The following is a 26035-nucleotide window of genomic DNA, read 5'->3' as shown; positions in this document are numbered from 1 at the left end:
CATTTTACCTCTTACATCACATGCAAGAACCCAACAACCTCATTCACGCTTCATCTCCATACTTATTGCAACATGCTTACAACCCAGTTGAATGGTACGAATGGGGTCCAGCTGCACTAGAAAAAGCTAAAAAAGAAAATAAATTAATTTTAGTAAGTATAGGTTATTCTGCTTGCCATTGGTGCCACGTAATGGAACATGAAAGTTTTGAGGACTTTGAAGTGGCAGAAGTGATGAACAAAAATTTCGTTTGCATTAAAGTAGATAGAGAGGAACGACCAGATATTGACCAGATTTATATGTTAGCCGTACAGCTGATGAATGGGAATGGAGGTTGGCCATTGAATGCCATTTGCTTGCCAGACCAAAGGCCAGTTTATGGTGGTACTTACTTCAGAAAAAATGATTGGATAAGTATTTTATTAAATGTTTCAGACCTCTGGAAAAATGAACCTGCAAAGGCATTAAATTACGCAGAGCGATTAACAGAAGGCATTCAACAATCAGAAAAAGTTATCTCTTCAGACCAGGAAGTTGTTTTTGCTCAATCGCATTTGACGGAAATTATTGAACCTTGGAAACGTCATTTTGATATAGATGGAGGCGGATATAACAGGTCACCCAAATTTCCATTACCGAATAATTGGAGCTTTTTATTAAGATATAGTTTTTTGACACCCGATGAAGCTACGTTTATGGCGGTTTGTTCTACACTTGAAGAAATGGCAAAAGGCGGAATTTACGATCAAGTGGGAGGTGGCTTTGCTAGGTATTCAGTAGATGATAAATGGCACGTTCCTCACTTTGAGAAGATGTTGTATGATAACGCACAGCTGATTGGTTTATATGCAGAAGCTTATCAATGCTTAAAATATGAACCATTTGTACAGATAATAATTGATACCATTGATTGGGCTTTTAGGGAAATGAGTGCAGAAAATGGCTTGTTTTATTCTGCCTTAGATGCAGATAGTGAAGGAGTGGAGGGTAAGTTTTATGTGTGGGATAAGGTAACTTTTGATAAAGTTGTTGGTGAGGATGCAGCATTAATAGGTGAATATTTCAATGTTACTGAAGAAGGAAATTGGGAAGAGGAACAAACCAATATTTTAAGAAAGCTAACTACTGATGAGGAATTCATAGAAAAACATAATATAGACATCGAAACCCTTTACGATAAAGTGGCATTAGCGAAAGCTAAATTATTAGATGAAAGAAGTAATCGTGTGCGACCTGGATTAGATGATAAATGTTTAACCGCTTGGAATGCAATGATGATTAAAGCCTTGGCAGATACTTCTCAAATTTTAGATTATGAGATGTATTACGATAGGGCAAAGCTAGCTGCTGAATTCATTTTAGAAAATATGGTCACTCCAGATGGAGGATTATACCGTAACTATAAAAATGGAAAAGCAACTATTCCAGGCTTTTTAGATGATTATGCATTTATGATTGAAGCTTTAATCTCTTTATACGAGGTTGATTTCGATGAAGTTTGGTTGGAAGAAGCTAAATCGTTAACAAATTATGTGCTGCTTAATTTTAAGGACGAAGAGAATGACATGTTCTTTTATACAGCTAGTAACGGCGAAGAGTTAATTGCCCGCAAGCATGAAGTAATGGATAATGTAATTCCGGCATCTAATTCTGTTATGGCGCAAAACCTTCAAAAATTAGGTTTGTTTTTTGATGATGAAAGTTATCGAGACAAAGCATCAGCTATGCTTAAATCGGTTTTACCAAGAATAAAAGCCTACGGCTCAGCTTATTCAAATTGGTGTACGCAATTGCTAAATGAAGTGCATGGCATCAACGAAATTGCAATAATGGGTTTTGATATAAGTGAAGCAAAGAATGAGCTTAACAATATTTACATTCCTAATAAAATTGCATTGGGTGGAGGGAAAAGTGAACTTCCATTATTAAAAGATAAAGAAAGTCAGGAAACCAAAATTTATGTATGCAAAAATAAAACTTGTCAATTACCAGTAAGTACGGTTACCGAGGCGATGAAAAACATTAGGGCTTTAGCCTAATTTAGGTAGATTGCAGGATGTTTGAAAAAGAAGAAGGCATTATTGCAAAAAGAAAATCCTTGGTTAAGGAAATAGCTAAACTTAAAAAAGCTTATTCTGCAATTAGAGATAAAACTGAAAAGCATATTGCAGTGGCTAAAATCGCTGAAAAGCAAAAAGAGTTGGCTCAAATTAGAGAAGAGTTTATAGACGAGCAGATTAAGAATAGGAAATAAAATATCCAAATAAATTTTTAAAGCGTTTTGTCATCCTGAGCGTAGTCGAAGGATTAGCGTTGGGTCTTCGACTACGCTCAGACTGACAATGCTATTATACAATAGTCTATAATTGTTCAAATTAAAAACATTTTTCTGCAACAATTAATCACGGTTTTTGTTAACCTAATAATTAGATTATCTTTGCCCAACTTTTACTTAAAGGCTTTCAAATCTTTAAATATTAGCAAAATTAACTTGCCGAATTCTGGAAAACAAACCCAGAGGTATTAAAAATTATAAAAACAAATAAGAATGAATATTAATGCGAACACAGTAGTGTCTATAACTTATGAACTACACACTACTACTCCAGAAGGTCAGCAAGTTTTTGTTGAAAAAGCAAATGAAGAACAACCATTAGTGTTCTTATATGGCGTAGGTATGATGTTACCTAAATTTGAAGAACATTTAGCTGGTTTAAAAGCTGGTGATGAGTATAGTTTTGAACTTTCTCCTGCAGATGGTTACGGCGAAATTGATGCAACTGCTCACGTAGATTTGCCAATTGACATGTTTAAAGAAGCTGGCGAATTGCCTAAAGTTGGCGATGTAATTCCTTTACAAGATAACCAAGGTAACCAATTCCGTGCTGGTGTTACTGGCGTACACGAAGACATTATCTCAGTAGATTTAAACCACCCAATGGCTGGAAAAAACTTAATCTTTGCTGGTAAAGTTTTAACTGTTCGTGAAGCAACTGCTGATGAATTAAGTCACGGTCACGCTCATGGAGCTGATGGTCATTCAGGTCACTAATAATTCTAGAAAATATAAAACCCAGTTTGCAATGGCAAACTGGGTTTTTTATGCTTGAGTTTTTTGGAGTAGCATATTGAGCTTAATGCGATTATACATACTTTGCTCATTTAAGGCTTGTTCTAACTCTGCTAATATTTTAAGGATGTTGGCACTACTTCCTTCAATCCATTTTTTATTTTCTTCCTTAATTGATGATAATATAGGTTCAATTTTTTCCAATGTCCTTTTTCCATTGGGAGTTAACGAAACCATTCTTTTCCTGCCGTCCTTACTATCTAATGCGGCCTTAATCAGGTTTTTTTGTATTAATTCTTGTACTAGCTGAATAATTGCAGGATGACTAAGCTGTAATGAATCAGCGATTTCTGTTATTGCCATTAACTTTTCTTTCTGCAATAGCGTTAAGATTAAAAACCATCGTGCTTCGAAATCTACATCAGATTCCTTATATATCTTACTTACATCACTTGAAAGTCTTTCACTCAACCTTTTTAATCGAGTTGCTAAGGCAATTTCAGCAAGTTCATGTACTAAATCCATCTATTATTTTTTAACTAAGTTAAGGAATTCAAGCATTAGCCTGCTCTTCTTTTTTCTTCATCTGCCGCACCAGCTCTTTTTGAACTTGAAACTTGAGATTTACCAAATCGATAAGAAAAACTTAAAGTTGCAACCCTGCTATCTCTACTTTGATAAAATTGTTCTCCATAACCAGTAAGGATGGTATAGGCATCAATTTTTGTGGTATAAAAGACATCACTTACACTTAATTTCAAAGATGCTTTTTTGGCTAATAGCTGTTTTTGTAGACCGACTGTTAAGCCCCAATTTCCTTTAATGTCTAAAGGTCCGTAGTAATTTCTACTTTGATAGTTTCCAATTACCTCCCCAGTTACTGTAGGACTAATCTTTAGGATATTATTAGAACTAAAATTAAAGGCAACACGACTATTTTTTAAATCAGTATTCACCAAGTTGCCACTATATAATCCATAATAAACCAAAGCATTATTGGTGCTGTTTAACCATTTTCCAAGTGTAATTGGAAAACCAAAGCTAAAATTGAAGTAGTCAAATTCTGCTAAATTTCTGTTGGTTTGTATAACTGAGTTTGGCTGAGCATCTGGCGAAAGTACAGTAAGGATATTATCGGTTGTTTTACTATAGCCTAATTTAGTAATGTACTTTTGCTGATAAGTATGGGTAAGCTCAAAAGAGTTAGTAAGCTCTGGTTTTAAATAAGGATTTCCCGTGCTGTAAGTTAAAGGGTCTAAGAAAACTTTAAAAGGGTTTAACTGGCGATAAGAAGGTCGATTTATCCTTCTGCTTAACGAGATGCCCAAATCGCTGTTTTCGGTGAATTTATAGCCAACGTATGCACTTGGGAATAACTGCGTATAATTTCGGTCAAATCTACTTTGGTCGGTTAATTGAAATCCATCTGCATTAGTGTTTTCTGCTCTTAATCCTAATTGTACGCTTAGTTTTTTGAATGAACGTGAGGCATTTAAATAAGCCGCATTAATATTTTCGTCGTAAATAAAATGATTGCTTTTATTAGCATCTAAAACATTTCCTCCATTGCTCAAGTCATAAAATTGAACATCATTGTCAGATTTTACCCAACTGCTTTTTACGCCCATTTCTAATTTGGTTTTAATGGCTCTTATTTGTTGTTGGTAATCAACCCTAAAAGATTTAATGCTCAAACTCCCATTTAAATTACCCCTTAATTGATAAGGGCTCTTTGCTTGTGCTCCATTAACATCGAAATAATTTGTAAGGTTGTTTTGTATTTCTTCTGAAGTGAAATTTGCATAATCTAAGTCGATGGCTAATTCTTTGCCAGCTGTATCTAACTTATGACGATAGTTTAAATTGATGCTATTATTTTCGCGGTGAGGTGAATTATCGGCTACAGTATTAAAGGTACCTGTACTTTGAGATTGCCCATTATATGAGTTGCCTAAGTTGTTCGAGTTTACTTCTCCTGAATTGTAATTGCCATTTGCAGAGAAACCAACGGTGATGTCCTTATTGAGGTAAAAATCACTGCCTATTCTAGCGTTGTGGTTATTAAATTGAAATTTACTGTAATTATCATAGTTATTACTACCTTTTAGTTGATTGTTAAGGTTGTAAAAATCCCTGAAAATAGCTAACTGATTAAAATTTTGATTGAAGCCATAACTATAAGAACCGAAAACATTCCCTGTTTTTGTACGATGGTTGAAGTTAAATGATGGATTTAATTTGGCATATTTTCCTTGTCCGTAACTTAATGTTGCATTGCCGTTTGTACCAACATTATTTCCTTTTTTTAGTTTGATATCAATAATTCCTGCATTTCCTGCTGCATCATATTTAGCCGAAGGTTGGTAATTAAATCGATTTTATCAATCTGATTTGCCGATATTCCTTTTAACATGCTCGCTAAATCTTGACCAGACATTGGAACTGGTTTGCCGTCAATCATGACCAATACACCTTGTTTTCCACGCATAGCTATGTTTTCATTTTGGTCTAAGGTAATGCCGGGTGCCTTCGCAAGTACTTCAAGTGCGGTACTACCAACTGCAGAAATCGAATTTTCTACATTGATTACGGTTTTATCGTATTGCTGCTGAATGAATGGGCGGGTAGCGGTTACAGTAACTTCATTTAATTTTTTAGATACAGCTTTAAGGTTGATTTTTCCTAAATCAATATCCTTATTTAGGTTAATCACCGCAGATGAATATTTTTCAAAACCCATACTTTGAGTAATTATCATATAATCGCCTGAAGGTATTTTTTCAAAAATAAAAGCACCTTCAGCATTGCTGTATTCTATTTTAATAAGCGATTTATCGGTGCTTTTTAATAGATGTATATTAATCCCATCAACTTTTACTTGCTCACTGCTTAAAATCCCCTTCAATGTAAATAACTGTTTTTCTTGAGCAATTGCTTTATTTGTGTAAGTACTTACGTAAATAAATAAGACAAATAAATAGCTTATTTTTTTATTGGTTTTCATATTGTGCTATATTTAGTTTGTTTTTTGGATTTAATAAAGCAAATATATAATTATAACAATTCGTGGAAATGTTAAAATTTGTTAAGTATGTAAGTTATTACATAAATATAATTGTCAACAAAAAAGTTCTTGAATTTAAATCAAGAACTTTGTATTGAAATAATCACAGTTAAATCGATTATAGTGCTTTAGCTGCAGTTAAGCTAATTGGTGGCACATCCATGGAGTTTGCAGTGCTTAACTTTAAGTTCCCTTTAATTTTAACGGTTTGATAAGTGAATTTGATGGGTTCAGTTAATTCTACCATCACCATTACAGGAATACCATTTTTACCACAAAAGAAACATTGGTTAATTGGTAAAGTAGAAAGCATGAATTTTGTCTGTTTCATTCCGTCTTTAATTGGAACGATATAACCTTCTAATTCAAAAGGTTTGTTGGCATACTTTTTAATCTCAGGACCGAAAATAGCATACATTTCAGTGTCCTTTACGGTTTTGAAATCTACACTTCCAATTACATCCCAATTCGCAGATAGAATTTGGTCGCTTGGGTCATGTTGTGCCTTGGCAGAAAAAGCAAAGCCGATAAATAATAAAAATATAAAAGTCAGTTTCTTCATTATATTAATTTTTAGCAAGTATTTTAGAAATATTAGAGCGGTAAGCCTGCATTGCAGGAATGATTGATGCAAATATACCAATAGCCAAACCAGCAAGCAATAAATAAACTTCAGATGTAATAAAAATCATACCAGTTAACTTTGCTTGACTACTTTCTTGGTAGTGAGCAATCAGCTCTAATGCGAAATGTCCCAAAGCAATACCCACAAATGTTCCAGCAATGGTTAAGATTAATCCCTCGAGTATTACAATTATAAAAAGCTTAGTTCTCGAGGCGCCAAGTGTTCTCATTATGGCTAAATCGTAGCTTCTCTCTTTTAAAGAGTTGTATAGGTTTACAAAGACGCTGATCGCTGCAATTAGCATAATCAATATGGCAAACCATTGTAAGGTATCTACACCAACGCCAATTAGAGAAAACAGTCTTGTACTTTCCATCGCTGGAGATGCTGATTGTAAATTTGTTCCTTGATTAACCATTCTCGGAAACATCACTACAGACATTGGAGAACGGTATTGGATTAATAAGGAAGTGATTTCTCGGTCTTCATTCTCCTCCCGAAAAGTCGGGATTTCGCTCTGTTCAACATCTTCCGTTTTACCTTTTCCATTTTCCATCTCTTCTTCATGCATTTTCCATACACTGGCAATATTTGTTAAAATCAAATTGTCAGTTACATTTCCTTGAGGGGCTAAAATACCTGCAACTTTATAAGCATGGTCTTTATGTAAATCTTTGTTTTCTGTTAAACCGTGAGCGCCAAAAAAGGTATCACCAACTTTTAGGTTTTGTTCTTTTGCAACGTTTATCCCTATTGTGGCTTCTAAATCTGCATTCCAAAATTTGCCGCTTTGTAATTTTAAGCCATAAAGGCTGATGAAGTTACTGTCTGTACCAACAATGCGAACGCCATTATAATTGTCGCCCAAGGCTAGGGGAGTTGCTCGTTTTACAAAAGGATTATGAGACAATTCGTTTGCATCTTTTAGGGGGATGTTTCCAGTAGGAAAATCAATGTAATAAATGCTACTTAATATTAATTGCAGCGGACTCCCTTTTGCACCAACAACCAAATCAATGTCTTTAGAGTTATTGTTTAATTTCTCTTCAATTTGGGTTGAGGCCAACAATAGAATCGTTAAAATGCCTGTCCCAAAAGCTATCAGCATGATATTTAATCCTGAAGATAGTGGTTTAGACCAAATACTTTTCCAACTTATTTTAAATGGGCTCATGCTAAATCGTAGGTATGGGTAAATGCATCTTTAACTCTTTTATCGTGGGTGGCCACAATTAATGTAGCCTGATTTAAACCAGACTGTTGCATTAATAGTTCTAATACAGCAGCTGCATTTTTATCGTCTAAACTAGATGTTGGCTCATCTGCAATTAATAAGGCGGGTTTATTAATCACTGCTCTTGCAATTGAAACACGTTGTAACTGACCTTGACTCAAGGTAGAAGGATAAGCGTCTTTTTTATGAATAATGTCTAAGGAGTTTAAAACTTCATCAATACGTTGATGGTTTGCTGGAAGTTGGGCAAAACCTTGTGCTAAAAGCAAGTTTTCTGCAATTGTTAAGCTTTTTATTAAATGTGGACGTTGAAAGATTATCCCGATGTTACGACCTCTAAACTGGTCTAAATTTTTGCTAGATAAACTGTAGATAGAAGTATCATTGATATTTACCTCGCCCTGTTTTGGCTTTAAAATGCCTGTTAAAATGTGCAAAAGTGTTGTTTTCCCACTTCCAGATTCACCCAGCAGCAACCATTGTTCTCCATTATTAATTTGCCAATCCTTAAAAATGATTGGTTTGGTGTTTTTATAACTGTGGGATACAGATTTAATTGAAATCATTCTTGTTTAAAAAGCGCTTTAGCTTGATACAAAAATAGCAGATACATTTTAATAGCCGAGTTTAAGCTTGTAAAGTATTTGCTACTGCGATTAATTAAGGGAAATGTGTAAATTCAGAAATTCAAACTAATCAAATGGAAATAAAAACCATAATCCTTATTGCAAGTATACCGTTACTTTTAGCTTTATTAGCCTTCAGGTATCGCGGCTGGTATGATTATGTAAAAAACAGAAAATACAGGGGTGGTAAGCTTAAGAAGTATGCTGATAAAATGGAAAATGAAAAGTAACATAAACTAAAAAGCCTTGAATGGATAATTCAAGGCTTTTAATATAAAATATGTTTCAACTATTTATACATCTCTTCTCTCAACTTTGCTACATCTTCATTGTTGATGTAATCGTCATAAGTCATCATTCTATCGATGCTTCCTTTTGGTGTTAACTCAATAACTCTTGTTGCAACAGATTCGGTTAAGGCATGATCTCGTGAAGTAAACAAGATTGTCCCGTTAAAATCTTTCATTCCGTTGTTTAATGCGGTAATAGACTCCAAATCCAAGTGATTGGTTGGCTCGTCAAACATTAATAAGTTAGCTAATTGTAACATCATTCTAGAGAACATACAGCGCATTTTTTCACCTCCAGAAAGCACTTTTACGTTTTTCAACACCTCATCGCCAGAGAAAAGCATTCTACCTAAAAAGCTTCTTACAAATTGCTCATCTGCATCAGTTCCAGAGTATTCACGCAACCAATCTACCAAGTTTTCGTCTTTGCCTTCAAAGTATTCGGAATTATCATTAGGGATATCAGCTTTGCTAATCGTAACGCCAAACTTAAAATTGCCTTTATAATCTTCATCTCTTCCAGCTAAAATATCATAGAAAGCACTTGTGGCTAAACTATTTTGAGAAAGAATTACAATCTTATCGCCCTTGTTTACCATAAAATTCACATCCTTAAATAGAACTTCACCGTGTGCAGTTTTACTTAATCCTTCAACCTGTAAAATCTGGTCGCCAGCTTCTCTAGCTAAATTGTTGAATAAGATAGCGGGATATTTCCTGCTAGATGCTTTAATTTCGGTAATGTCAATTTTATCTAATGCTTTTTTACGTGAAGTTGCTTGTTTAGATTTCGAAGCATTGGCACTAAAGCGTCTAATAAATTCTTGTAGTTCTTTAACTTTTTCCTCAGTCTTTTTATTCTGGTCACTGCGTTGCTTTAAAGCTAATTGACTCGATTCGTACCAGAAAGTATAGTTACCAGTATAAATATTTAATTTACTAAAGTCAATATCCACAATGTGCGTACAAACTGCATCTAAAAAGTGCCTATCGTGACTTACAACTAAAACAATAGCCTGATAATCTGCCAAGAAATCTTCTAGCCAAGCAATGGTATCAATATCCAAATCGTTGGTAGGCTCATCCAGTAATAAAATATCAGGATTACCAAATAAAGCCTGCGCTAATAAAACACGTACTTTTTGGTTACCATCTAATTCTTTTAATTGTTTGTAATGATGCTCTTCTTTAATACCCAGATTGCTCAATAAAGTTGCTGCATTACTTTCCATATTCCAGCCATCTTTTTCAGCGAAAATATTTTCTAATTCTCCAGCACGCTCACCATCCTTATCGGTAAAATCTTCCTTTAGGTAAATGGCATCTTTTTCCTTCATGATGTCATACAATTCTTTGTGCCCAATCATCACCGTTTCCAAAACCGAAAATTCATCAAATTCATAATGGTTTTGCTTTAAAACAGCCATACGCTCACCAGGAGTAAAGGCTACAGAGCCAGAAGTTGGATTAACTTCACCACTTAAGATTTTTAAAAAGGTAGATTTACCTGCGCCATTAGCACCAATTACACCGTAGCAATTGCCTTGGGTAAATTTAACGTTAACATCTTCAAAAAGAGTGCGTTTGCCGTAACGAAGGGATAGATTAGATACTGAAATCATATTGTTCTGAAATAAAGTGCAAAGGTAGTTAAAAAGGTTGAGGGTTAAAAGGAAGAGGGTAAAAGGTTTTTGGAACCATAAATCGTTTGTTCTTGACAAAATTCCCCCTGCTTACTTTCTATTTTCGGCTAAAGTTTTGTTAAGCGAAAAATAAGGCAAAAAAAAAGCAATCCGAAGATTGCTTTAAGTAAGTTAAAATCTTAATTAATAATTCCAAACAAATCGTCTCATCCCACTTCCATCTTCATAGAACATAATTTTAGCAGGAACCTTAAATTCCGCTTCAACATCCTTCCCATTATAGGTAGATGGGATCCAGTCAATATTAAAATCTATATCTTTTTTATTAATTGGATAGGCATAAACTTGACCCTTTTTTGTGTAATTAACACTATAAGTAACATCTTTTTCAGATTTTACCTTTGCAATAATAGTAATATCAATTAATTGATTGTAGACTAGATTCTCTTTAGGGTAGCCAGCTTTAGCGCTTTCACCTAAAATAGATAAAAATTGATCAATTGAGCAGATTGGGAGTGCTGGAGAAGCATTTTTTGCAGCTTCATCATTTTTGTCTGTAATAGATATTTCAGCTTTTTTAAGAGCAACAGTATCAAGATATAATAATTTTTTTAAGTCATAATTGTATCTCATGAAAACTGTTTTATCACTATTAAAAGCATACCAATTTCCAGCTCTCTTTTCCTCTTTGTAAGTACCTCTAAGCCATATATTCCTTTGAGTATTTTCAACAAAATAAGCTCCATCTAGTTTATTTTTGTCGTTTAAATTATAAGTTATTCTTGAGTTATCAGCAAGAACTTTTGTTTTTTGTACAACCTTACTAGGATTGATAATTGCGGCGATTAATGCGCCTGTTATCATTATTGGAAATGCAATCGCTTTCATAATAAATGGTTTAATGTTAATTTCACTTAAAGATATGTATTAAAAATTTTTGTAGCAAGTTTTTATGGAAAAAACTAAAATCATAGTTGAGTTGAGTAAAACACTTAATAAAGAAGAGATAAATAAACTCTCATCATCTTCAAGTAATATATTATTTGAAGTAAGAGATTTGATAGCAACTTCATTTAATAAAAATGAACAAATAGCTTTTAGGGCTGCTTGGGTTTTAGAAAACATCTACATTAAGCATTTGGAAAGATTTATACCTCAATCAACACATTTCTTAACTGTGTTTTCAACACAAGATAATCTTTCTTGTCGCAGGCATTACGGTAAGATTTTAGCTTTAATGACCAGTAAAAAAGCTCCTTTAGTTATAAAAGAATTGATTCGAAATTACGAAACTGAAAATATTGTGGAAACCGTTTTTAGTTGGTTAATTGATGAAAAAAATCCTGTTGCTATTAAATCACATTGTTTAAATATACTGGCTAACTTAAATTCAAAACATAATTGGATTAAGGATGAACTCTTACAAACAATGGATTTTTTGGTAGATAAGGAAAGTATTGGTTTTTATTCAAAAGTTAAACAGATAAGGAAACAGTTAATTGGTTAACAGTTTTCAGTTAACAATGCAACAATAAAGCAATAAAACAAGCTTTAATAAAAACTCGTAACTTAATATTTTAATTTTGGTTATGAATAATTACGAAGTATTATCGAGCATTATAAAAAGTAGGAGAAGTATTTTTCCTGTAAGCTACATTCAAAAAGAAATTCCAGTTGCTGTAATTGAACAAATACTAGAAAGTGCTAATTATGCACCAACACATAAATTAACACAACCATGGCGTTTTGTTGTTATTCGAAAACAAGCAAAGACTAGATTGGGAATAACACTTGGCGATTTATATAAAAGCACTGTTCCTGCACATCAATTTTTACAGAAAAAGTATAACAGCTTTTCAGAAAAAACAAATCAGGCAGATTGCATTTTAGCAATAAACATTCAATTTCACCCTAATGAATTACCAGCTTGGGAAGAAATTGCTGCGGTGGGTTGTGCCGTTCAGAATATGGCATTAACTGCAGAAGCCTTAAATGTTGGTGCTTATTGGAGCTCTCCGCCGTTAATTGATAATTTGGGAGAATTTTTAGGTCTTGCAGAAAATGAGAAGTGTTTTGGACTTTTTTATATGGGTTATCATAATGAAAAACCAAGAGACGCAAACAGAACGCCTATTGCAGATAAAGTGAAGTGGATAGAGAAATAGTTCTCAGTTATAAGATTTCAATTTTCAGTTAGCAATTTAAGAATTCAACAATCTTACAATTCAACAATCTGATAATTTAACAAAAATTTAAAACCATTGGTATTGCTAGTTAAAATTTAATATATTTAAAATAGCACAAACCATATAAATTATGCAAGAAATCAAGGATTCCCTATATCAACTTTGTTTAAAATTTATTGAAGAAAGAATAAATACTGCTGAAACAGCTTTAAAGCAAGCTCGGGAAGCAAGTAATGATGATACAAAAAGTAGCGCTGGAGACAAATACGAAACCAGTCGCGAAATGATGCAACAAGACATTGATAGAAACAAAAGGTTATTAATAGATGCTGAGGAAAACCAGCGTGTGCTGACTTCCATAAAAGATGCTCCTTATTCTGATTCGGCAAGAAATGGAAGCTTGGTCTATACTAGCCAAGGTAATTTTTACTTGAGTATTAGTGCAGGACAATTACAGTTAGGCAAAGACACGATTTTTGCTATTTCTGCTGTTTCGCCAATTGGCAAATTGTTATTAGGAAAGGAAAAAGGTGCTTCGTTCGATTTTAACGGCAAAAAATACCAGATAAAAGAGGTGGCATAAATTGTAAATAGGGAATGGGAAATAGGGAATAGAGAATAAGAATAAGAAATAGATAATCGCAATTAGGTATAAAAGCAAAATGGGAAATAAAATTGATTTATTTCCCATTTTCTATTCTCTATTTCCTCATTTAAAAACTATTTTTAATGCTATTACTTAACATTTTTGGATTCCAATGACCGCTGGCGATAATACGTCTTACGCTCATTAAAGGGTCTCTTTCATCTCTTTTATCTGCTAATGCAAATGCCATTTTAAATCCTCTCTTTTTTAACTCCGGAAAACCTTGGTTATTCCATAGACCAAAAGGGTATGCAAAATAATCTATCTTTTTACCTATAATTTCTTCTAACCTTTTAGTCGGTTTATCTAATTGCTCTTCCCAATCTTTTCCTTCATATTTTTTGAAGTTTTTATGGTCGTATGTATGACTTCCAATCGTATTTCCTTCGTCAGAGAGTTGTTTAATTTGTTCGGCATTCATATAGTTTACAAACTTTCCTTTTTTACCTATAGAAACAGTCATAATAAAGTATGCGGCTTTAAATCCGTATTTTTTTAAAGTTGGGTTTACTGTTGTATATTGATCTAAAACGGTATCATCAAAAGTTAGCATGATTGGTTTTGATGGCAGTTTAGTTCCATTGTTTAAATAAGCATACAATTGATCTGGCAAAATGGTGTGGTAGCCACTATCAGCTAACATTTTCATTTGGTCTTTAAAGTTCTGTGTTTCTACAGTATAATCTTTAGTCATTGGTCCATCACCTGCTTTCCAATTTCTTATTTGGTGATAACATAAAATAGGAACTTGTTTACGCTCTAAAATTGTTTTAGCATCAGCAACCTTAATTTTAGATACATCAACTTTTTCTGTTGTTGTGCTGTTCGCTTCAACTGCTGTTGTGGTACCGTTTTTTGCAGCATCTTCTGCAGTAGATTGTGATTTAGATTGACAGCCAACTACTAAAATTAGTGCGGCTGCAATAATTGATAAGAAATTCATTTTCATAAGTACAGTATATACCGCAAAACTATAAAATCGATATAGATTCTAAGATATAATTTTCAACACTGTTGATAAAAACTTAATTGTTTAATAATTTGAAATTTGGCTATCTCTTTTATTACAATAAAATTGATTGTTAAACACACATTTTAAATAAATTAGGCCTTTTATTTTACCAACAACAATCATCAATGAAGAAATTCTACTTCCTCTTAACTTTTGTTTCGATAATTGGCGCTCAGGCCTTTGCCCAAACAAAAACAATCTCATTAACAGAAACTACACAAGCTCCAGAAAAGGCAAACTACCAAGCTGCAGCTCGTTTTTCGCCAACAAAACTCAGAAAAATCATTTATTCAACAGCTGTAGATCCGCATTGGTTAAAATTAACCAATAGATTTTGGTATCAATACGAAACTCCAAACGGCAAACAGTGGTACATAGTTGAACCAGCTACAAAAAGTAAAAAACTGCTTTTTAATAGCGAAGAATTAGCTTCAAAAATAACAATGATTATTCGTGATCCGTTTGATGCACAACATTTACCAATTGAGAACTTAAAATTTGCGAAGGATGAAAAAAGCATCAATTTCGAAATAAGAAGTACAATTGACGAAGTTAAAAAAGACAGGAAAGATAAAAAAGCTGCAGATTCGATGCAGAAAAAAATCTTTTTCTTTAATTACGAATTGGCATCAAATAAACTGACAGAAGTTAAAAATTATGAAAAACCAAAGGCAAAACCGAGTTGGGGCTCAGTAGCACCGGATTCTTCAGCTGTAATTTTCTCTCGTAATTACAACTTGTATTGGATGGATAAAGCAAACTATAAAAAAGCTGTTAAAAATGAAGAAGACAGCACAATTGTAGAACATCAATTAACAAAAGATGGTGTTAAATTCTATTCTTACGGTAGCGATGGAGATGGAGAAAATAATGAGGAAGTGGTAAAGAACGATAAAAAGAGGAGAGGTGCTTACGTACTTTGGTCGCCAAATTCTAAATACTTTGTTTTAGATAGAACTGATTCTAGAAAGGTAAAAGACCTTTGGGTAATTAATAGTGTATCTGCTGGCAGACCAACCTTAGAGACTTATAAATATCAAATGCCAGGAGAAAAAGAATCTCCTATTGATGAATTTGTATTGTTCAATTTTGAAGCGAAAACTCAAAAAACAATAAATACTACTGCTTTTAAAGATCAGAGTATTTCTACTTGGGGTAAAGAAAATTTAAATAAAGATAGAGATAATGAATTCCGCCCATCTATTTGGTTAGGAGATAATGAGAAGTTCTATTTCTCCCGTACCAGTAGAGATTTAAAACGCATTGATATTTGCACCATTAACATTAACACTGGTGTTGTAACTCAAATTATCGACGAACGTTTTAACACTTATGTAGAGGTTCAAAGACCTGGTTTAATTAATGGCGGACAAGAAATTATCCATTGGAGCGAACGTGATGGTTGGGGACATTTTTATTTATTTGATGGTGCTGGGAAATTAAAAAATCAAATTACTTCTGGTTCTTTCCATTGTGAAAGTATAGTTCAAATCGACCAAAAAAACAGGGTGTTATATTTTACGGCAAACGGCCGCGAAGCTAAGGAAGATCCATATTTTATGCATTTGTACCGTATTAACTTTGATGGTACAGGGATGAAATTATTAAATAGTGGGGATTTTGATCACGCTGTGAACATGAACGATGAGGCTCAGTTTTTTATTGATAATTTCTCTCGTGTTAATACAGTTCCTAAATCAGTTTTATTAGATAATTTAGGTAATAAAGTAATGGATTTAGAAACAGCAGATTTATCATTGCTAATGGCTGCCGGTTATAAATTCCCAGAACCATTTAAAGTTAAAGCTGATGATGGCGTTACCGATATTTATGGCGTAATGTACAAGCCATTTAACTTCGACCCAAATAAAAAATATCCAATTATAGAGTACGTTTATCCAGGTCCACAAACTGAAGCGGTTAATAAGTCTTTTGGTAGAAGCATGGATAGAACCGACCGTTTGGCTCAATTAGGCTATGTGGTCATCACAGTTGGAAACAGAGGTGGTAACCCAGCTCGTTCTAAATGGTATCATACTTATGGCTATGGAAACTTGCGTGATTATGGTTTGGCTGATAAAAAAGCTGCTATCGAACAATTAGCTGATAGATATTCATTTATTGATGCAAATAAAGTCGGTATAACTGGGCACTCTGGTGGTGGTTTCATGTCAACTGCGGCTTTACTAGTTTATCCAGATTTCTTTAAAGTGGCTGTTTCTGCTGCGGGTAACCATGATAACAGCATTTACAATCGTTGGTGGAGCGAAAAACACCATGGAGTTAAAGAAATTGTTTCTGCCAAAGGCGATACCACTTTCAAATATGCGATTGATAAAAATGCAGATTTAGCCAAAAACTTGAAAGGACATTTGTTATTAATGCATGGCGATGTTGATAATAACGTAAACCCTGCCAACTCAATTAGAGTTGCAAGTGCGTTAATTAAGGCTGGTAAAAGATTCGATTACATGATTGTTCCTGGTCAGCGTCATGGTTTTGGCGACATGACAGAATACATGTTTTGGCGTTTAGCAGATTACTTTAACAACTATTTGTTAGGCGATTTTTCCCAATCGACCAATGTGAATATTACAGAAATGGATAGGGAAGTAGAACGAAAGCAGTAGTTTTTAAACCACTAATTCACAAAGAACAAAAAGCATTGCTAGTGTTTTATTTGGTGTTCTCTTGTCTTTGTGGTTAAATTGAATGAATAGAGAAATAGAAAGAAAACAATGAAATTGATTAAGGCTCCAAATAGGAGCCTTTTTATTTGACGTAATTATGTAGAAACACAGTCAGTTCCCTTGGTTAAATTTTTAAATTTGCCCTTTATAAACTAATGCAAATGAATACTCCATCTCCAAAATTATTAGCCGAACAAACAGTTTTTCCTATACTTTTTGCACTCAGTTTTTCTCATCTGCTTAATGACACCATACAATCGTTAATACCTGCAATTTACCCCATCATAAAAAATAGCTATCATTTAAGTTTTACTCAAATCGGTTTAATCACTTTCACTTTTCAAATGGCGGCTTCATTGTTTCAACCATTTGTAGGTTTGTACACCGATAAAAAGCCACAGCCATTTTCATTAGCCACGGGAATGGGCTTTACCTTAATCGGTCTGATTACACTTTCTCAATCATCTGATTTTTATATGATTTTGTTCGCTGTGGCTTTAATTGGAACAGGTTCTTCTATTTTTCATCCCGAAGCTTCGAGAATGGCACATGCCGCATCTGGCGGAAGAAGAGGATTGGCGCAGTCGGTTTTTCAATTGGGAGGAAATGCAGGAAGCTCTTTAGGACCATTATTGGCTGCTTGGATTATTGTTCCTTATGGTCAGTTTAGTGTAGTTTGGTTCTCGCTAATAGCTCTTTTAGCAATTGTAGTTTTAACTTACGTTGGGAATTGGTACAAAGGTTATTTAGTAAGGTTAAGTGAAAGAGTTAAAACTCAAGCAAAAAAATTAGGACACAATTTAAGTAAGCGAAGAGTTGTTTTTTCGATTTCAATTTTATTGATTTTGATTTTCTCGAAATACTTTTACATGGCTAGTTTAACGAGTTATTTTACATTCTATTTAATTCAAAAATTCCACGTATCCGTGCAAACTTCACAAGTTTATCTATTTGTATTTCTTTTCTCTGTGGCAGCTGGAACATTAATAGGAGGGCCAGTTGGCGATAAAATTGGGCGTAAATATGTAATATGGGCTTCGATATTGGGCACTGCGCCATTTGCATTGCTATTGCCACACGGCAATCTATTCTGGACTGGTGTTTTAATTGTTCCTATCGGGGTAATTTTAGCTTCAGCTTTTTCTGCAATATTGGTATATGCACAAGAATTAATTCCTGGAAAGGTAGGCTTGGTAGCTGGATTATTTTTCGGTTTCGCCTTTGGTATGGGAGGAATCGGCTCTGCTTTATTAGGTAGGCTAGCTGACTCTACAAGCATTAATTACGTTTATAATGTTTGTGCATTTTTGCCATTGATAGGCCTACTAACAGCATTTTTGCCAAATATTTCTACGACAAAGAAAGCCTAAAATTGTACCTTTTTTTGGCTTAATTTTGTTTTGATTAATGATTTTAAACCTTGTAGGTTTTTGGGTTTGTGGTTTTGCCTTCGTATTTTAAACCAGATAGCAGTGTAAATCCTTTTGTCATCCTGAGCTTGTCGAAGGACAAAAGATTGAAACGAATAGCGGGACTGTCGGAAGCTATAAATGTTGAACCTTGTTTTTCCAAAAAAATAGCTGTGTTGGCATAACTATGCGATTAATTCTTTAACTTCAACTATACACCTAAACATAAATTTATGTATCGCAAATTATTAGGCTTGCTGGCTGTAGCAGCTTATTTTTCGTCGTGTCAATCATCGCAATCTGGTTCAGATGTGACAGATTCTGTGGCCTTAAAAGCAATTAATGACACTGCTTTCTCAAAACATATTGCCGTTTTAGCTTCAGACGATTTTGAAGGAAGGAAACCTTTTACCGATGGCGAAACCAAAACTATTAACTACTTAGAAGCAGAATTTAAGAAGCTAGGTTTAAAACCAGGTAATGGAGAAAGTTATTTTCAGGATTTGCCTATGGTTGATATTAAATCTACACCAAGTGATTTAGTCATTAAAACAAATGCTGGTCTTGGTGTAAAGAGTTTGAAATTTCTGGATGATTTTGTGGGTGCAAGTCGCCACGTGACTGAACAAGTTAAGATAGAAAACTCTGAAATGGTTTTTGCTGGTTATGGAATTGTTGCTCCTGAATACAAATGGAACGATTATGAAGGCTTAGATGTTAAAGGAAAAACTGTCGTAGTAATGGTTAACGACCCTGGTTTCACTGATTCTACTCTTTTTAAAGGTAAAACGATGACTTATTACGGTCGTTGGACTTACAAGTTTGAAGAAGCTGCTCGTCAAGGCGCAACAGGGGTGATTATAATTCACGAAGATAAAGCAGCAAGTTATCCTTGGGCAGTGGTTAGAAGTGGTTGGTCTAAATCTAAATTATATCTGGAAGCTGCAGATGGAAATAAGTCGAGAGCTTTAATGGAGGGTTGGATTACACAAGATGTAGCTAAAGCGATGTTTAGAATGGCAGGTAAATCTGCAGATTTAATGTTCCAAGCAGGTAAAAAAGGATTTAAAGCAGTTGATTTAGGTTTAAATATTTCGACTACCATAAACAATACTATAAAAAAATCTATATCTCACAATGTGGCAGCTGTATTACCAGGAACTAAAAGAGCCGATGAGTATATCATTTATTCGGGACATTGGGACCATTTAGGTAAGGGAGAAGCTGTAAATGGAGATTCTATTTACAATGGTGCTGTAGATAATGCCACTGGAACTGCTGCTCTACTAGTTTTAGCCGAAGCCTTTAAAAAAGCAAAACAACAACCAGAGCGCTCAATTATGTTCTTAGCTGTTACCGCAGAAGAACAAGGTTTATTAGGTTCGGAGTATTACGGTGCCCATCCTTTAGTTCCAGTAAAAAAAACTGTAGCCAACATTAATATAGATGCCATGCAGGCCAATGGAAAAACCAAAGACATTATTGCAGTTGGTTTTGGTCAATCTGAATTGGAAGATTATTTAGTAGAAGCTGCAGAAAAACAAGGTAGGGTTGTGGTTAAAGACTCAAATCCATCAGCTGGATATTACTTCAGGTCAGACCATTTTAACTTTGCGAAAGTTGGTATACCTGCTTTATATACAGAGACTGGTGACGAAAATGTAGCCAAAGGTTTAGTTTGGGGTAAAGCACAAAAAGAAGATTATACAGCAAATCGCTATCACGCACCTGCGGATAATTTTGAACCTGCCAAATGGGATTTCTCTGGTATGGTAGAAGACTTAAGATTATTATTTAGTGTTGGTTATCGCCTAAGTAATGAAACTACTTTCCCTGGTTGGAAAGAGGGAAGTGAATTTAAAGCAATTCGTGAAAAAAGTATGATTAAAGTTTTATGATAAAAAGGCCGCTGATTTGCAGATTAATTGCATTCAGCGGCTTTTTTTTATTACAGACTAAAATGAAAGTTTACACCAAATGCTGGTGTAAAATTGTCAAGTACAAGTTGTATATTTCTGCTTCTTCTGAAATGATAATCTTGGCTAGTACCTCTTTCGTTAAAATAGCTAATTAAAGGAAAAGATAATTCGATATCCCATTTTCCTGACGGTAAAAATGCGAAGCCTGGATTTAAACTTGCGCCAAAACCTTTAAATGTATAGTCTGTTCTATATAAATAACCGGTATTATCTATGTTTTTATAGCTGTTGATTTGGAAAGTTAAGGCAGCCTGTCCGAAGAATTTAAAATTGTCTTTAATATGGATGTAATATCGAGCAAACGGAGATAACCCAAAATTTTCTTCTTTGAAACCGAAACCACTTTGTATTGAATTTGTGTTGTTGTCAAAATAATCATAAAATTCTCCATTAAGTTTTGATAGGTTATAATTAAACTCCATTCCAAGAGAAAGATTGTTATCTATAAAATACCCAATTCTGGGATTAATGGCAAAGGAATTTAACCTCGTAGCATTTGAATTTTGGTCTGTAGTGCCAAAGCTTAAACTTAAGCCACCCATAGTTAAGCCTTTTTGGATTTGGGCATGTGTTACAAATCCAATGGCACATAGCGTAGCCATCATAAAGAATTTAATTTTCATATCGATTTAATTTGTGTGTAATCAATATTAAATAAAATCCACAAAATATGCAACAGCTTAAAAGCAGATTTTATGGCATAAGTTGCTGGTAAACAGTTAATATGGAAGCTATTTTTTCAATCTAAATTGAATTTTCGGTTTTTTTTTAGTGTTAGTTTCAGTTGCGAGACCCCGATCCCCATTGTTGTCTTTCCTCAATTCACACTGTATAGCTTCCCTTTTATCAGCAGAAAAGCCGTTAACTTACAATTAAGGCTGTAAATTAACGGCTTTTCTTTTTAGAAAGATTTAAAATAAAATATAAACCTTAAAGCCCAAGTTATTAATAAAACCTTCGCTAGTTAGATTAAAGGAAGTACGTGTATAATCAAAAGTACCGCCTGTTGAATTCTCCTTTTGTTTTGTTTCAGCGTAACTTGCATTTGCTGATAACAGACTAGTCTCAAATGCAAATCTCTTTGACAGAAACCAAGTTATGCCTCCAAATGCACCTACGTTATAAGTATTAGTTGTGTATTCTGTTACCTGATTTGTGCTAGTGCTTTCTTGTGTACCATAATTATACCCAGCCCTACCACCTGCATAAGCATATAAGGTTTTCACCAGGGGAAAATATTTCTGATACGTTACGTTACCACCATAGTTTTTACTCTCATTGTCGTAAGGAGCGTTTGAATAGTTATATTTTGAATAATTTAAATCAAATCCAATTTTGGTATTATCTTTAATAAAATTACCATAACCTATTGAATAAGAATTAGTTTTTATTTCTATTTCTCCTCCAAGATTTTTCTGCTTTTCGGTATTTACATTTACTCCAAAGCTTAGGGCATTAGTACCTTTTTTTTGTGCGTTTGCTGTGAACGCAACGGCGCATAGTACGCCCATGATTAATAGTTTAGATTTCATTTGTGTGTTGTTTTATGTGTATATCAATATTAAAAAGAAAATTTCAAAAAACAACTATCATTTTAGTTTTATAACTAAAAAATAAGTTAAATACCTAATAATCAGGTCAAAAAAAATCATCCTCAGAATTTTTTGAGGATGATATGAATCGTTAAGGTAATTTACTCTTTCTATTTACCTAAATCAAAGGCAACACCAACATTAACAGAAAACTGATTGTTTAATTTTTCGTAATTAATAGCAGCTGAGTTATACTTAGCAATCGGGAACTGTGTTTCGGCAAAAAGACCGAAGCCTTTTGAAAAGAAAATCCTACCGCCAACATGACCGCCAAAATTCTTTAATCCTAAGTTTAAACCAGGGTATACATCAACGTTTGAGGGCAGACCAATTACGCTTCCTAAATTTGCATTAAATCGAGCTTTAAGGTCAAATCTATCACCAAATCCAGCCTTATCCAAACCCGCAATTTTCTTAGTACCTAAAAGGTAGCCTGCTTGTGCGCCAACAGAAAAGCTCTCGCCTAGTCCATAATCTAAGGAGGTTACTATTCCAGTTCCAAATTTTTGTAAACTAGCACCAATATGGTACCTCAAATCGTCTTTTCCCTTGTAAGCATCTGTCTGTGCATTAACATTAACGTAACTTGCAGACAAGATAAGGAAGCTTGTAAAAATCTTTTTCATAAATATTTGCTTTAATAAACCGCCAAAAGTAGCGTATAAAAACCGACAATTTTAAAGGTTCAAAAGATTTAAACTATGGGTTAAAAAAATAAAATTTGGCGATATAATTTGTCGTTAAAAGACATTGTTTTTAACTGTAAGGCAATATGTTAACCAGCTTTTGGAACACTAATATCATTTGTCTTTCTATCGCATCAGATTAGAAGACATTTATAAATCATATCATAAAAATAGGTGGTGAGTATTTGCAATTGTATCTTATCATTTAAGCTGCATTACAAGGCTACAAAAAAGATTGCAATATTTGAATTTAGTATGTGATTGCCAAGGCAGATTTATATAGTTTTTTAAATAAAAGAATGCCCCTATTTTAAGGGCCTTCTTTTATTTTTCATTCTCATTTAAAAACACAAACTGATGGTCGAACATATCCAATTTTATCTTACTGTCTTTATCCACTTTACCAGCTAAAATTGATTTAGATAACTCATTCAAAATCCTTTTCTGAATTACTCTTTTCAATGGCCTTGCACCAAATTGTGGGTCGTAACCAAGCTCTGCCAACCAATCTAGCGCTTCAACACTTGCATCCATAGTAATGCCCATTTCTGCCAAGGTTTGTTGAACGTGTTTAAACTGCAGATCAACAATGTTTCTGATCTCGCTTCTTTGAAGAGGAGTGAACATGATCAGTTCATCAATTCTATTTAAAAACTCCGGACGAATGGTTTGCTTCAATAACTCAAACAACTCATTTTTAGTTTTTGCTATTACCTCTTCACGGTTTTCATCATCTAGCTTTTTAAAGTTATCTTGAATTAAATGTGAACCAATGTTCGAAGTCATGATAATAATTGTGTTTTTAAAGTTCACCACACGACCTTTATTGTCAGTTAAACGACCATCATCCAATACTTGCAATAAAATATTAAATACATCAGGGTGTGCTTTTTCAATCTCATCTAACAACACAACTGAGTAGGGTTTTCTGCGAACAGCTTCAGTCAATTGCCCACCTTCATCATAACCAACATATCCAGGAGGCGCTCCAATTAACCTAGAAACAGCGTGTCTTTCTTGATATTCGCTCATGTCAATTCTGGTCATCGCGTTTTCATCATTGAATAAAAATTCAGCCAATGCTTTTGCTAACTCCGTTTTACCAACACCTGTTGTTCCCAAAAATATGAACGAACCAATTGGTTTTCGTTTATCTTGCAAACCTGCTCTCGACCTACGAATCGCATCAGAAATTGCTTCAATTGCTTCATCCTGTCCAGCTACGCGTTTGTGCAATTCATCTTCCAAGTTCAATAATTTCTCACGTTCACTTGCAACCAGTTTCGTAACCAGAATACCTGTCCAACGCCCAACCACACCTGCAATATCATCAGCAGTAACTTCTTCTTTAAGCATTCTGCTTTCGCTCTGTACGCTTTCTAAATCAACTTTTAGTCTTTCAACTTTGTCTTGTGCTTCTTTAATTTTTCCATAACGGATTTCAGCAACTCTGCCATAATCTCCTGCACGTTCAGCCTGTTCTGCTTCTAATTTATAAGCTTCAATTTGCTCTAGTTGGCTATTAACTGCATCAACCAAGTCTTTTTCACCTTGCCATTTTGCTTTTAATTCATCACGCTCTGCTGATAAATTAGCAATATCCTGTGAAAGCTCTTTTACTTTTTTGTCGTCTTTTTCACGTTTAATGGCTTCGCGTTCAATTTCCAAGCGCATGATTTCACGGTCTAAAGCATCTACATTTTCTGGAACAGAATCCATCTCCATACGCAATTTCGATGCAGCTTCATCCATCAAGTCAATGGCTTTGTCTGGTAAAAAGCGGTCGGCAATATAACGTTGAGACATTTCTACTGCAGCAATAATCGCTTCATCTTTAATCCTCACTTTGTGGTGAGTTTCATAACGTTCTTTCAAACCACGTAAAATAGAAATGGCATCTTGCGTATCTGGTTCCTCAACCATTACTTTTTGGAAACGACGTTCCAAGGCTTTATCTTTTTCTAAATATTTTTGATATTCGTCTAAAGTTGTCGCACCAATAGCTCTTAATTCGCCCCTAGCTAAAGCAGGTTTTAAGATGTTTGCCGCATCCATTGCACCTTCGCCACCTCCAGCACCAACTAAGGTGTGTATCTCATCTATAAACAAAACAATATCACCATCGCTTTGCGTTACTTCTTTAACAACGGCTTTTAAACGCTCTTCAAATTCGCCTTTGTATTTTGCCCCAGCAATTAACGAACCCATATCTAATGAATAAACCGTTTTGCTTTTCAAGTTTTCAGGAACATCGCCCTTAATAATCCTAAACGCAATTCCTTCGGCAATGGCAGTTTTACCCACGCCAGGCTCACCAATTAATATTGGATTGTTTTTCGTTCTACGAGATAAAATCTGAATTACACGGCGAATTTCTTCATCACGACCAATAACTGGGTCTAACTTTCCGCTTTCTGCATATTCATTTAAATTACGGGCATATTTATTTAAAGCCTGATAAGTTGCCTCTGCATTTTGGTCGGTCACACGATTATCGCCACGTAAAGCAATAATTGCTTTTTTTAAGTCTTTTTCGTTAACGCCTTGCTCTTTCAATAATTTTGATGTGGCATCATTAACAGCCAATAAGCCTAATAATAAATGCTCAACTGATACAAAATCATCCTTAAATTCTTTTAAATAGGATGTTGCTTTTTGCAAAGCCGAATTGGAGTTAGCTGACAAATAAACATCGCCACCCGTCACTTTTGGTAGTTTTTCTATAGCAGTGGTTAAGTTTTGCTCAACCGTATTTAGGTTCACATTCAGTTTCTTTAACACATAAGAAACCACGTTTTCATCAACAGTTAGCAAACCTTTTAATATGTGTGCAGTTTCAATAGCTTGCTGCTGATTGCCCTGCGCTATTTCAGAAGCTTTTTGGATAGCTTCTTGTGCTTTGATTGTAAAGTTGTTGAAGTTCATATTTTCCTTTTGTTCAAAACAAATGCCATTGAGATTTTGCTTCACTAATCGGAAATTTTGTCGGTAAGAATTAATTTTTAATGACTAAATGACTGTTAATAAGTGATTTATACTGAAAAATTGTCGTGTCTGCTGATGTTTATCAGATTAAAATGATTTTACTGATAAGAAAAACAGTGGTAGTAATTCTTGGCAAGTGTAGTCCTTCTTTCCATTGCAAGCTCATTGAAAAAATGAGGCTTTCCATTTCAATAAGGTTTATATAACAACGGCAGTTGTTCTTGGGCTGTGGCTAAAGCCTAGGCAAACTGTATAAAAACCCGTCGGTTAAAACCGACGGCAATGAAGGATTAGATTT

The 26035-nt window shown here is 34.3% G+C and carries 23 protein-coding genes; 10 read left to right on the top strand and 13 right to left on the bottom strand.

The window, feature by feature from the left end:
• The first annotated feature begins 20 nt into the window (after positions 1-20).
• The 3 genes from R2Q59_RS09370 (at position 21) to R2Q59_RS09360 (ending at position 3052) form a co-directional block, all read left to right on the top strand.
• A complete protein-coding gene (locus R2Q59_RS09370; protein WP_316785310.1) occupies positions 21-2039 on the top strand; it encodes a thioredoxin domain-containing protein in 2019 nt (672 codons plus the stop codon).
• Positions 2040-2056: 17 nt separating this feature from the next.
• Complete coding sequence (locus R2Q59_RS09365; protein ID WP_316785309.1) at positions 2057-2254, top strand: hypothetical protein; 198 nt, start codon at positions 2057-2059, stop codon at positions 2252-2254.
• A gap of 294 nt (positions 2255-2548) precedes the next feature.
• Positions 2549-3052 carry a peptidylprolyl isomerase gene (locus R2Q59_RS09360; RefSeq protein WP_316785308.1) on the top strand — a complete coding sequence of 168 codons (504 nt, stop codon included), beginning with the start codon at positions 2549-2551 and terminating at the stop codon, positions 3050-3052.
• A 48-nt stretch (positions 3053-3100) separates the two neighbouring features.
• On the opposite strand, the gene R2Q59_RS09355 is transcribed toward R2Q59_RS09360, so the two are convergent.
• The 6 genes from R2Q59_RS09355 to R2Q59_RS09330 all read right to left on the bottom strand — a co-directional run bounded on the left by R2Q59_RS09355 (position 3101) and on the right by R2Q59_RS09330 (position 8559).
• Positions 3101-3595, bottom strand: a complete 495-nt coding sequence (locus R2Q59_RS09355) for a MarR family winged helix-turn-helix transcriptional regulator (protein WP_316785307.1) — start codon at positions 3593-3595, stop codon at positions 3101-3103.
• Positions 3596-3630: 35 nt separating this feature from the next.
• The gene (locus R2Q59_RS09350; protein ID WP_316785472.1) at positions 3631-5085 is read right to left on the bottom strand and encodes an outer membrane beta-barrel family protein; all 1455 of its coding nucleotides are present in this window, start codon (positions 5083-5085) and stop codon (positions 3631-3633) included.
• 290 nt (positions 5086-5375) lie between these two features.
• Positions 5376-6074, bottom strand: coding sequence for a hypothetical protein (locus tag R2Q59_RS09345; protein ID WP_316785306.1), 699 nt, complete (start codon positions 6072-6074; stop codon positions 5376-5378).
• Positions 6075-6252: 178 nt separating this feature from the next.
• Complete coding sequence (locus tag R2Q59_RS09340) at positions 6253-6696, bottom strand: hypothetical protein (protein ID WP_316785305.1); 444 nt, start codon at positions 6694-6696, stop codon at positions 6253-6255.
• A gap of 4 nt (positions 6697-6700) precedes the next feature.
• Positions 6701-7933 carry an ABC transporter permease gene (locus R2Q59_RS09335; RefSeq protein WP_316785304.1) on the bottom strand — a complete coding sequence of 411 codons (1233 nt, stop codon included), beginning with the start codon at positions 7931-7933 and terminating at the stop codon, positions 6701-6703.
• Positions 7930-8559, bottom strand: a complete 630-nt coding sequence (locus R2Q59_RS09330) for an ABC transporter ATP-binding protein (RefSeq protein WP_316785303.1) — start codon at positions 8557-8559, stop codon at positions 7930-7932. Before R2Q59_RS09330 ends, R2Q59_RS09335 begins: the two co-directional genes overlap by 4 nt.
• 134 nt (positions 8560-8693) lie before the next feature.
• Between R2Q59_RS09330 and R2Q59_RS09325 the strand changes: the two genes are divergently transcribed.
• On the top strand, positions 8694-8849 hold the full coding sequence (locus tag R2Q59_RS09325; protein ID WP_316768130.1) for a hypothetical protein: 156 nt from the start codon (positions 8694-8696) through the stop codon (positions 8847-8849).
• Between the two features lie 59 nt (positions 8850-8908).
• Here the strand turns inward: R2Q59_RS09325 and R2Q59_RS09320 are convergent, their stop codons facing one another.
• Both R2Q59_RS09320 and R2Q59_RS09315 read right to left on the bottom strand, forming a co-directional pair.
• Entirely contained in the window at positions 8909-10531 is a 1623-nt protein-coding gene (locus tag R2Q59_RS09320) for an ABC-F family ATP-binding cassette domain-containing protein (RefSeq protein WP_316768128.1), read from the bottom strand.
• A gap of 204 nt (positions 10532-10735) precedes the next feature.
• On the bottom strand, positions 10736-11440 hold the full coding sequence (locus R2Q59_RS09315) for a hypothetical protein (protein WP_316768126.1): 705 nt from the start codon (positions 11438-11440) through the stop codon (positions 10736-10738).
• Positions 11441-11504: 64 nt separating this feature from the next.
• Between R2Q59_RS09315 and R2Q59_RS09310 the strand changes: the two genes are divergently transcribed.
• The 3 genes from R2Q59_RS09310 (at position 11505) to R2Q59_RS09300 (ending at position 13321) form a co-directional block, all read left to right on the top strand.
• A complete protein-coding gene (locus R2Q59_RS09310; protein WP_316768124.1) occupies positions 11505-12059 on the top strand; it encodes a hypothetical protein in 555 nt (184 codons plus the stop codon).
• Positions 12060-12141: 82 nt separating this feature from the next.
• Positions 12142-12717, top strand: a complete 576-nt coding sequence (locus tag R2Q59_RS09305) for a nitroreductase (protein ID WP_316785302.1) — start codon at positions 12142-12144, stop codon at positions 12715-12717.
• A 151-nt stretch (positions 12718-12868) separates the two neighbouring features.
• Positions 12869-13321, top strand: coding sequence for a 3-oxoacyl-ACP synthase (locus tag R2Q59_RS09300; protein WP_316768120.1), 453 nt, complete (start codon positions 12869-12871; stop codon positions 13319-13321).
• Between the two features lie 130 nt (positions 13322-13451).
• Here the strand turns inward: R2Q59_RS09300 and R2Q59_RS09295 are convergent, their stop codons facing one another.
• Positions 13452-14333, bottom strand: a complete 882-nt coding sequence (locus R2Q59_RS09295) for a polysaccharide deacetylase family protein (protein WP_316785301.1) — start codon at positions 14331-14333, stop codon at positions 13452-13454.
• 188 nt (positions 14334-14521) lie between these two features.
• Between R2Q59_RS09295 and R2Q59_RS09290 the strand changes: the two genes are divergently transcribed.
• From R2Q59_RS09290 to R2Q59_RS09280, 3 genes are all read left to right on the top strand, one after another.
• Positions 14522-17026, top strand: coding sequence for a S9 family peptidase (locus R2Q59_RS09290; RefSeq protein WP_316785300.1), 2505 nt, complete (start codon positions 14522-14524; stop codon positions 17024-17026).
• Positions 17027-17247: 221 nt separating this feature from the next.
• On the top strand, positions 17248-18456 hold the full coding sequence (locus R2Q59_RS09285) for an MFS transporter (RefSeq protein ID WP_316785299.1): 1209 nt from the start codon (positions 17248-17250) through the stop codon (positions 18454-18456).
• A 272-nt stretch (positions 18457-18728) separates the two neighbouring features.
• Positions 18729-20393, top strand: coding sequence for a M28 family metallopeptidase (locus R2Q59_RS09280; RefSeq protein ID WP_316785298.1), 1665 nt, complete (start codon positions 18729-18731; stop codon positions 20391-20393).
• A gap of 50 nt (positions 20394-20443) precedes the next feature.
• Here R2Q59_RS09280 and R2Q59_RS09275 read toward each other — a convergent pair whose 3' ends face one another.
• The 4 genes from R2Q59_RS09275 to clpB form a co-directional block, all read right to left on the bottom strand.
• A complete protein-coding gene (locus tag R2Q59_RS09275) occupies positions 20444-21097 on the bottom strand; it encodes an outer membrane beta-barrel protein (RefSeq protein WP_316785297.1) in 654 nt (217 codons plus the stop codon).
• 288 nt (positions 21098-21385) lie between these two features.
• Positions 21386-22006 (bottom strand): outer membrane beta-barrel protein, encoded by a 621-nt coding sequence (locus R2Q59_RS09270; protein WP_316768110.1) that lies wholly within the window; start codon positions 22004-22006, stop codon positions 21386-21388.
• Positions 22007-22176: 170 nt separating this feature from the next.
• Positions 22177-22692: a DUF6646 family protein gene (locus tag R2Q59_RS09265; protein WP_316768108.1), complete on the bottom strand. Its 516-nt coding sequence runs from the start codon at positions 22690-22692 to the stop codon at positions 22177-22179.
• 384 nt (positions 22693-23076) lie between these two features.
• Positions 23077-25677, bottom strand: a complete 2601-nt coding sequence (gene clpB / locus R2Q59_RS09260) for an ATP-dependent chaperone ClpB (protein WP_316785471.1) — start codon at positions 25675-25677, stop codon at positions 23077-23079.
• Between the last annotated feature and the right edge of the window lie 358 nt (positions 25678-26035).

It is taken from the genome of Pedobacter frigiditerrae, from assembly GCF_032678705.1.
In the GTDB taxonomy this organism is placed as follows: Bacteria; Bacteroidota; Bacteroidia; order Sphingobacteriales; family Sphingobacteriaceae; genus Pedobacter; species Pedobacter frigiditerrae_A.
Note: the sequence above shows the minus strand (reverse complement) of the source record. Positions and strands in the feature narration are given on the sequence as shown.